The organism is Streptomyces sp. ISL-43, assembly GCF_018614195.1.
Lineage (GTDB): Bacteria > Actinomycetota > Actinomycetes > Streptomycetales > Streptomycetaceae > Streptomyces.
The window spans coordinates 124,469-133,495 of record NZ_JAGGOT010000044.1 but is presented as its reverse complement, the minus strand read 5'-3'; the positions used below and the strand labels follow the sequence as shown (position 1 = coordinate 133,495).

Here is a 9,027-nt window from a genome sequence, read left to right as displayed (position 1 = left end):
CCCGCACCGGGGCCGGGCGGTGTTTCTCCGACGCAGTCGCCTCCCGCGCCAGCCGCGCTGGGCGGTGCATCCCCGATCTGTCCGCTCCCCGCACCGGGGCCGGGCGGTGCTTACTCGACGCTGTCGCCTCCCGCGCCAGCCGCGCCGGATGGTGCTTCCCTGATCTCTCCGCCTCCCGGACGGGCCGCGTCGGGCGGTGTCTTCCCGACGTCTCCAACTCCCGGGCAGCCTGTTCCGGGCACGCCTCTGTCGTCCGTGTCCGCCCCCATCGGCCTATTGCCGACGTCACCCGACCTGTCCGTGGCGGGTGGGGGTTTGCCGTCTTTGTCGGTCCCCGTCGGAGCCGAGGCCTCTGGCCTCGTCCCATCGGCGTCGGATGCTGCCGTGCCCGCTGTCCCGTCTGCGGCTGCGCTGGGCGAGTCCCTGACGTCGCCGTCGGCTTCCGCGCCGGCGATGCCCGGCGGGCCTGTGCCGTCCGTGTCGCTCTCCGCAGGGGCGGTGGCCCCAGGCCTACCGCCGACATCGCCGTACTCTGCCGTGCCAGCGTGGCCCCTGCCGCGGCCTTCGGCTTCAGGGGCGGTCATGCCGGGCGAGACCCCGCCGTCCTTGCCGCCCTCAGCCGGGGCTGAGGCTTCCGGCCTCGTGCCGTCGGCGCCGGACGTTGCCGTGTCCGCTCCGGCCTCCGCCGTCCTGGGCGTACCCCTGATGGTCATGTCGGTGCCCGGACCCGCTGTGCCGGGCGAAGCTCTGCCCTCCTCCTCGGCCTCCTCCTCCTCGGCCTCCGCCTCCTCCTCGGCCTCCGCCGGGGCTGAGGCTCCAGGCAGACTGCCGACGCCGCCGGACTCCGCGCTGCCAGGCGGGCCGCTGGCGACGCCGTCGACTCCGACGTCGGCTGGCCCCCGTGGGCCGCTGCCGTCCCTGTCGGCCGTGGCGGGGCCGGAGCGTGCCGCAGCGGCCGGGTCCGCATTCCTCTCGGCCACCGTCGCCGGCTCACGGGTTGTGTCCGCTTCCGCCACGGCCGCACTCACCCCGATGGACCCCGCCGGACCGTTGCCGACGTCGTCCGGGTCCCATGCTGCCGAGCTGCCGCCGACAACGTCTGCCGGGCCTGATCCCTCCCCGTCGGCCGGTGCCTACGGCACGCCGGCTGCCATGGGCACCGAGGCTGTTCTGCCATCGGCCACTCCGTCCGCCCCGGCACAGGGCTCCGCGACGGCCGCTTGGAACGGGCCCGCGGTTCCTTCGCCCCTTCCCGTCGACGCTCTGCCCCCTTCCACTCCCAGGCCGGCCGGAATGTTCCCGGCCGCCGTGGCCGCCCCGGCCCGCGGCGCCGCTACGGGGAGCGAGCCCGCGCCGTCGGACGTCAGCCCCGAGGTGGCCACCGCCTTGGGCACGCCGTTCCATCTGGGCGGTGAGTCCACCCAGCACTCGGCCGCCCGCCCTTCGCCGGATCTGTCGGCCACAGCCGAGGACACCGCCGGTCGCTCCCTGCGACCGGCCCCCGCCACCGCCCCGCACGTCCCGGCCGGCCCGGCACCGACCGCGCCGGCCCCCGGATCCGGTGCCGCAGCCCGGTCTCCGCAGCCCGCCCCGCAGGCCCGGCTCGCGCCGCCCGTCGCGGGGACGGTCGCCGAGCCGTCTCCGGCCGGCCCCACGACCTCCCCGTCGGCTTCGGCTCCCGGCGCGCCGGGCCGCCCTGCCATGGCCTCGGACGCCGGCACCGCCACGCCATTGACCCCCGACGTTGCGGATCGGTCCGTGCAGCCTGCCCCTGCCCCTGCCCCTGCCCCTGCCCCTGCCACCGCTCCGGCCGGCCGGCCAGCAGCCCCGCCTGCGCCGATCTCGTCGGCCGCCGCCCCCGGTGTACCGGACCGTCCCGCCTCGCCTGCCGTCACACCCTCGGCCTCGGCGTCCGGCGTGCCCGCCCGGTCTCCGCAGCCCGCCCCGGAGGCCAGGCTCGCGCCGCCCGCCCCGGAGGCGGGCGCCGTGTCGCCGCCGGCCGGGCCCTGTCCGGCAGCCTCCGGCTCCGCCGGCCCGGCTGCGCCCACCGCGGGGCAGCCGGACGGGCCGTCGGCGGCAGGACGAGCCGGCGTACTGCCGCTGCGGCCCGCCCAGTCGGCCGCTCCCGAGGACTCCTGGGCGCCGCCGGCTTCGGCCTCCGGACCCGGGAGCGCGCCCGGGTCCGCCGAGGACGCGGCCGCGCAACGCCGCGAGCCATCCTCTGCGGGGCCCGGCGCCTGCCAACCGCCGGAGCAGGCCACCGCGTCCCCGGCACCCTCCGGGCGCGAGGTTGTGCTCCCGGCACCTTCCGGGCACGCGGATGCGCTCCCGGCACCCGGTGACCGGTCCGCGCTGCCCGCCGACGCCTTGCCGGGCATGCCCGGCGCGGGCATGTCGTGGGCGGCCGCCGAGCCGCGGTCCGGCGGGGAGGTCGCCACCGTGCCCCGGCAGAAGGACGGCACGGCCAGACCCCGCGTGGGCGCGGCCGACCCGCTGGACCACCCCGAGCCCAGGGTCGCCGCCGAGGCCGCGACAGTGGAGGGCCTGCTGCGGTGCTGGGTCCGCGAGACCGGACTCGGGCAGCCCGCCGGGCCCGTGCTGCGCGTTCCCCTGCCCGCGACCGGCGCCGCGCTGCTCGTCGCCGTCCGCTACTGGTCCGCGGCCGGCTGGCACCGCTTCGGCCCGGCCAGGATCGAAGGCGCCCCCGCCGTCGCCCCCGCCGTGGACGCGGTCACCCTCGCCGCGCTGATCTCCCGCGAAGGCAAGGCAGCCCCCTCCAGCGCGGACCTCGTCGGCCGGGTCGCCGACTCGGTGCACCGGACCGCCGAGTTCATCCACGACCGCCGCCAGCGCCCGGCCGCTCCCGGCCCCGTCGTCGCGGACCGGTTCCTCACCGCCGAACAGTCCCTCCTCCTCGGTCACCCGCTGCACCCGACGCCGAAGAGCCGCGAAGGCCTCTCCGAAGCCGAAGTGCGCCGCTACTCACCCGAGCTGCACGGCTCCTTCCCCCTACATTGGGTGGCCGTCGCGCCCGCCGCGCTCGCCACCGACTCGGCCTGGACCGAGCGCGGCCGCCCGGTCTCCGCCGCCCGACTGCTGGGCCGCCTCGCCCCCGGACTCCCTGTGCCCGACGGCGCCACCCCCCTTCCCCTTCACCCCTGGCAGGCCCGCGACCTGCTCCAACGCCCCGCGGTCGCCGCCCTCCGCGATGCGGGACTCCTGCACGACCTGGGCCCGTACGGCGAGCCCTGGTACCCCACCTCCTCCATCCGCACCGTCCACCAGCCGGGCGCCCCCGCGATGCTCAAGCTCTCCCTGGGCCTGCGCATCACCAACTCCCGGCGTGAGAACCTCCGCAAGGAGCTCCATCGCGGCATCGAGGTGCACCGGCTGCTCCGCACCGGCCTCGCCGAGCAGTGGCAGGCGGCCCACCCCGGCTTCGACATCGTCCGCGACCCCGCCTGGGTCGCCGTCGACGCCCCGGACGGCACCCCCGTCCCCGGGCTCGACGTCATGCTCCGCCACAACCCCTTCCGCCCGGACGACGACGCCCTCTGCATCGCCGCACTCACCGCACCCCGCCCGTGGCCGGGGCGGACCACCATGACCTCCCGCCTCGCCGAGACCGTCGCGCGCCTCGCCGCAACCACCGGACGGACCGCGTCCGCCGTCTCCGCCGAGTGGTTCCTGCGCTATCTCGACCACGTCGTCCTGCCGGTGCTCGCCTTCGACGCCCTCGCCGGCATCGCCCTCGAAGCGCACCAGCAGAACACGCTGGTCCTCCTCGACCCGGCCGGCTGGCCGGTCGGCGGCCGCTACCGCGACAACCAGGGCTACTACTTCCGCGACTCGCGCCGAGCGGAACTCGAGCGCCGGCTGCCCGGTATCGGCTCCGCCAGCGACACATTCGTTTCCGATGACGTCACCGACGAACGCTTCGCCTACTACCTCGGCATCAACAACGTGCTCGGTCTCATCGGTGCCTTCGGATCCCAGCGGCTCGCCGACGAACGCGTCCTGCTCGCCGCCTTCCGTCGCTTCCTCGGCAAGGCCGCAGGCCTCGGCCCGCTCCCCGCGCGGCTGCTCGATTCGCGCACCCTGCGCTGCAAGGCGAATCTGCTCACCCGCCTGGGAGGCCTCGACGAGCTGATCGGGCCCGTCGACACCCAGTCCGTCTACGTCACCATCACCAACCCCCTTCACGATTGACGCGCCCTTCCGACACGGAGAAGAGCCCCTGATGCCCTCCACCGACTTCCACACCGATGCGCCCCACACCGATGCCTCCCGCACTGCCGCGCCGCATCTCGCCGCCCGGCTGCTGCCCCTGCTCGCAGAAGCGGATCTCCTCGACTCCCCGGCGGGCTGGGGCGGCATCACCACACGGGCCGGCCTCTTCCGCCTGGAACCCGTACGGCTCGACCGCGACCTGGAGCTGCTCGCCCGCTGGATGAACGACCCGGAAGTAGCCGCCTACTGGGAACTCGCCGGCCCCGCCGCCGCCACCGCCGCCCACGTGCGGGCACAGCTGGAGGGGGACAGCCGCAGCATCCCGTGCCTCGGCCTCCTCGACGGCACGCCGATGAGCTACTGGGAGATCTACCGGGCCGACCTCGACCCGCTCTCCGCGTACTACCCGGCGCGCCCCCACGACACGGGTATCCACCTGCTCATCGGAGACGGCACGAACCGCGGCCGAGGTCTGGGCACCGCGCTCCTGCGCGCCGTCGCCGACCTGGTTCTCGACAACCACCCTCGCTGCATGCGCGTCATCGCCGAACCGGACATCCGCAACACCCCCTCCGTATCAGCCTTCCTGAACTCCGGCTTCCGCTGTTCCTTGGAGATCGAACTGCCGGGCAAGCGCGCCGCGCTGATGATCCGCGAGCGGGCGCTGCGCAATCTCCTCTGAGTGCCGCCCCGCGAGTCCCGGATCCCGCACGCACCCTCACCCGCCTTCCGCTCTCCGTGTCCAGCCTCCGCACCTCTCACATCGAAAACTCTGCGTCACGCAGCAAAGTTCCCGATCTTCGAGGAGTCCCGTGCAGAACTTCTCCGCAGCCCCAGACTCCGCAGGCCCCCACTTCTCGGACGCCGTGCCCCCGTCGCCCCAGCACCCGTGCACCCCGCCCGAACTGAACCGTCTGACCTGGGACTTCGCTGCCCGCCGCCTGCTCGCCAAGATGCTCGGCGAGTTCGCGTACGAGGAGATCATCAGCCCGGTCCCCGCCCCGGGCGCCTCCGTCGACGCCTGGACGCTGACCCTCGACGACGGCAGCAGCCTCGGCTTCCGAGCCCGCCGCCGCGCGTACGGCAGCTGGCACGTCACACCCGACACCATCACCCTCACCACGGCGCCCACGCCACCCACCCCAGGCACGCCACCCACCCCAGGCACCCCACCCGCCCCGAGCATCCCGACCACTTTCGGGGACCCGTACGCCTTCCTCATCCGCGCCCGCACGCTCCTCGGCCTCGACGGCGCCACCCTCGGCCACGTGGTGCGCGAGCTCAGCGCCACCCTCGCCGCCGACGCCCGCATCGACCACACCGCGCTCACCGCCGATGTCCTCGCCGACCTCGACTACGCCGCCCTCGAAGGCCACCAGACCGGCCACCCCTGGCTCGTCCTCAACAAGGGCCGGATCGGACTCTCCGCCTCCGACACCGCCGCCTGGGCCCCCGAGGCCCGCACCGGCCAGCGCCTGCCCTGGCTCGCCGCCCACACCTCCCTCGCGCACTACCGCGGCACCGCCGGCCTGGAAGACCCCGCACTCCTCTACTCCGCCGAGCTCGACCCCGTCACCCGCGACCTCTTCGACCGGACCCTGCGCGACCGCGGCCTCGACCCGCTCGGCTACCTCTACCTCCCGCTGCACCCCTGGCAGTGGGACGAGGTCCTCCTGCCGCTCTTCGCCCCGGCCCTCGCCGCCGGCACCCTGGTCCCGCTCCCCGCCGACCCCGACATCCGCCTCCCCCAGCAGTCGATCCGCACCTTCCTCAACCTCACGCGCCCCGACCGCCACAGCGTCAAACTGCCGCTCTCCGTCTTCAACACCATGGTCTGGCGCGGCCTGCCCTCCGACCTGGCCCTCGCCGCGCCCGCCGTCACCGCCTGGATCCACTCCCTCCGCGACGCGGACCCCTTCCTGCGCGACGAATGCGGAGTGATCCTGCTCGGCGAAGTCGCCTCCGTCACCGTCCGCCACCCCGTCTACGACGCGCTCCCCGAAGTCCCTTACCAGTACAAGGAGCTCCTCGGCGCGATCTGGCGCGAGCCGCTGGCCGGCCACCTCGCCCCCGGCGAGCGCGCCCGCACCCTCGCCTCGCTCCTCCACACCGATCCCCGCGGCCGGTCCTTCACGGCCGAGCTCGTCGCCCGCTCGGGCCTCGCCCCCACCGCCTGGCTCCAGCACCTCTTCGCCGCCCTGCTGCCCCCGCTGCTCCGTTTCCTCTACCGCTACGGCACCGTCTTCTCCCCGCACGGCGAGAACGCCGTCGTGATCTTCGACGAGCACGACGTCCCGGTCCGGCTCGCGGTCAAGGACTTCGTGGACGACATCAACATCAGTGCCGAGCCGCTGCCCGAGCTGGCCGCCATGCCCGACGAGGTCCGGGCGGTGCTGCTCACCGAGCCCGCCGACTTCCTGCCGCAGTTCATCCACTCCGGGCTCTTCGTCGGAGTCTTCCGCTACCTCTCAGCCCTCTGCGAGGACCGCCTCGGCGTCCCCGAGGAAGCCTTCTGGTCCCTCGTACGGGCGGAGATCCTGCGTCATCACGCCCGCTTCCCGGAGCTAAAGGAGCGCTACGAGCTCTTCGACCTCCTCGGCGAACGCATCGGCCGGCTCTGCCTCAACAGGAACCGCCTCTACGAGGACGGCTACCGCGACCGACCCGACCGCCCGCACGCCGTGCAGCACGGCACCGTGCCGAACCCCCTGTACCGGCCGTGAGTCCTCGTCGGTGCGGTCGCTGTCGGTGGCGCCCCGTAGGGTTGGCACTGCTATGACGAAGCCCTCCCTCCCCGACCTGCTGCACGCCGCCGTCTCCGCCGTCGGCGGCACGGAGCGCCCCGGCCAGGTGGCCATGGCCGAAGCCGTCGCCGAAGCGATCGACGACAACTCCCACCGCCTCATCCAGGCCGGTACCGGCACCGGCAAGTCCCTGGGCTACCTGGTGCCGGCCCTCGCGCACGGCGAGCGCGTGGTCGTCGCCACGGCGACGCTGGCCCTTCAGCGCCAGCTCGTCGAGCGGGACCTGCCCCGGACGGTGGAGGCGCTGCATCCGCAGCTCCGCCGCCGGCCGCAGTTCGCCATGCTCAAGGGCCGTTCCAACTACCTGTGCCTGCACCGCCTGCACGAGGGCGCCCCGCAGGACGAGGAGGACGGCCTCTTCGACCAGTTCGAAGCGGCCGCCCCCACCAGCAAGCTGGGGCAGGACCTGCTGCGCCTGCGCGACTGGGCGGACGAGACCGAGACCGGCGACCGCGACGACCTGACCCCGGGCGTCTCCGACAAGGCCTGGTCGCAGATCTCCGTCTCCTCCCGCGAGTGCCTGGGCGCGACGAAGTGCGCGTACGGAGCGGAGTGCTTCGCGGAGGCCGCCCGCGAGCGGGCCAAGCTCGCGGACGTGGTCGTCACCAACCACGCGCTCCTCGCCATCGACGCCATCGAGGGCGCGCCCGTGCTCCCGCAGCACGAGGTGCTGATCGTGGACGAGGCCCATGAGCTGGTCTCCCGGGTGACCGGGGTCGCCACCGGCGAGCTCACCCCCGGCCAGGTCAACCGCGCCGTGAAGCGGTCGGCGAAGCTGGTCGACGAGAAGACCGCGGACTCCCTGCAGACGGCTTCCGAGACCTTCGAGCGCGTCATGGAGCTGGCGCTCCCCGGCCGCCTGGAGGAGATCCCCGAGGACCTCGGCTACGCGCTGACGGCCTTGCGCGACGCCTCGCGCAGTGTGATCTCGGCGATCGGCAACACCCGGGACAAATCGGTCCACGACGAGGACGCCGTGCGCAAGCAGGCCCTCGCCGCGGTCGAGAGCGTGCACGGGGTGGCGGAGCGGATCATGACCGGCTCCGAGTACGACGTCGTCTGGTACGAGCGCCACGACCGCTTCGGCGCCACTCTCCGGGTCGCTCCGCTGTCGGTCTCGGGCCTGCTGCGCGAGAAGCTGTTCGAGGACCGCTCGGTGGTCCTGACCTCGGCCACCCTCAAGCTCGGCGGCGATTTCAACGGTGTCGCGGCGTCGATGGGCCTCTCCCCGGAGGGCGTCGAAGGAGACGACGCACCGTTGTGGAAGGGCCTGGACGTCGGTTCGCCGTTCGACTACCCCAAGCAGGGCATCCTCTACGTCGCCAAGCACCTGGCCACCCCCGGCCGCGAAGGCACCCGCGGCGACATGATGGACGAGCTCGCCGAGCTGATCGAGGCGGCCGGCGGCCGCACCCTCGGACTGTTCTCCTCCATGCGCGGTGCGAAGGCGGCCGCCGAGGAGCTGCGCGGCCGGCTCGACAACCCCGTCCTGCTCCAGGGCGAGGAGACGCTGGGCGAGCTGATCAAGAACTTCGCGGCCGATCCGAAGACCTGTCTGTTCGGCACGCTGTCGCTGTGGCAGGGCGTGGACGTTCCCGGGCCCAGCTGCCAGCTGGTGGTCATGGACAGGATCCCGTTCCCGCGCCCCGACGACCCGCTGATGAGCGCTCGGCAGAAGTCGGTCGAGGAGCGGGGCGGGAACGGCTTCATGGCCGTCGCCGCGACGCACGCGGCGCTGCTCATGGCCCAGGGCGCGGGCCGGCTCGTACGGGCCACCGGTGACAAGGGCGTCGTCGCGGTCCTGGACCCCCGGCTGGCCACGGCCCGCTACGGGAGTTTCCTGCGGGCCACGCTGCCGGATTTCTGGTACACCACGGACCGAAACCAGGCCCGACGCTCGCTCGCCGCGATCGACGCCGCCGCACAGGCCGAGGGCAAGTAGGCGCAAAGCAGCTCCGGGACCGGCGCAGTAGGTCCCGGAGCTGGATGGGGG

General features: G+C 74.0%; 4 protein-coding genes. All 4 read left to right on the top strand.

The features are described from left to right. Positions 1-2,376: 2,376 nt before the first annotated feature. The 4 genes from J7F03_RS25405 to J7F03_RS25390 all read left to right on the top strand — a co-directional run bounded on the left by J7F03_RS25405 (position 2,377) and on the right by J7F03_RS25390 (position 8,976). Positions 2,377-4,209: an IucA/IucC family siderophore biosynthesis protein gene (locus J7F03_RS25405; RefSeq protein WP_214953307.1), complete on the top strand. Its 1,833-nt coding sequence runs from the start codon at positions 2,377-2,379 to the stop codon at positions 4,207-4,209. Between the two features lie 31 nt (positions 4,210-4,240). Further along, complete coding sequence (locus J7F03_RS25400; RefSeq protein ID WP_214953282.1) at positions 4,241-4,912, top strand: GNAT family N-acetyltransferase; 672 nt, start codon at positions 4,241-4,243, stop codon at positions 4,910-4,912. 130 nt (positions 4,913-5,042) lie between these two features. After that, the gene (locus J7F03_RS42085) at positions 5,043-6,953 is read left to right on the top strand and encodes an IucA/IucC family siderophore biosynthesis protein (protein WP_374104388.1); all 1,911 of its coding nucleotides are present in this window, start codon (positions 5,043-5,045) and stop codon (positions 6,951-6,953) included. Between the two features lie 52 nt (positions 6,954-7,005). After that, a complete protein-coding gene (locus J7F03_RS25390) occupies positions 7,006-8,976 on the top strand; it encodes an ATP-dependent DNA helicase (protein ID WP_214953280.1) in 1,971 nt (656 codons plus the stop codon). The last annotated feature ends 51 nt before the right edge of the window (positions 8,977-9,027 follow it).

What these genes read in the sequence shown, in the direction of transcription:
- J7F03_RS25390 (WP_214953280.1), top strand. Translation starts at nt 7,006, where the DNA reads ATGACGAAGCCCTCCCTCCCCGACCTGCTGCACGCCGCCGTCTCCGCC.
- J7F03_RS25405 (WP_214953307.1), top strand. Translation starts at nt 2,377, where the DNA reads ATGCCCGGCGCGGGCATGTCGTGGGCGGCCGCCGAGCCGCGGTCCGGC.
- J7F03_RS25400 (WP_214953282.1), top strand. Translation starts at nt 4,241, where the DNA reads ATGCCCTCCACCGACTTCCACACCGATGCGCCCCACACCGATGCCTCC.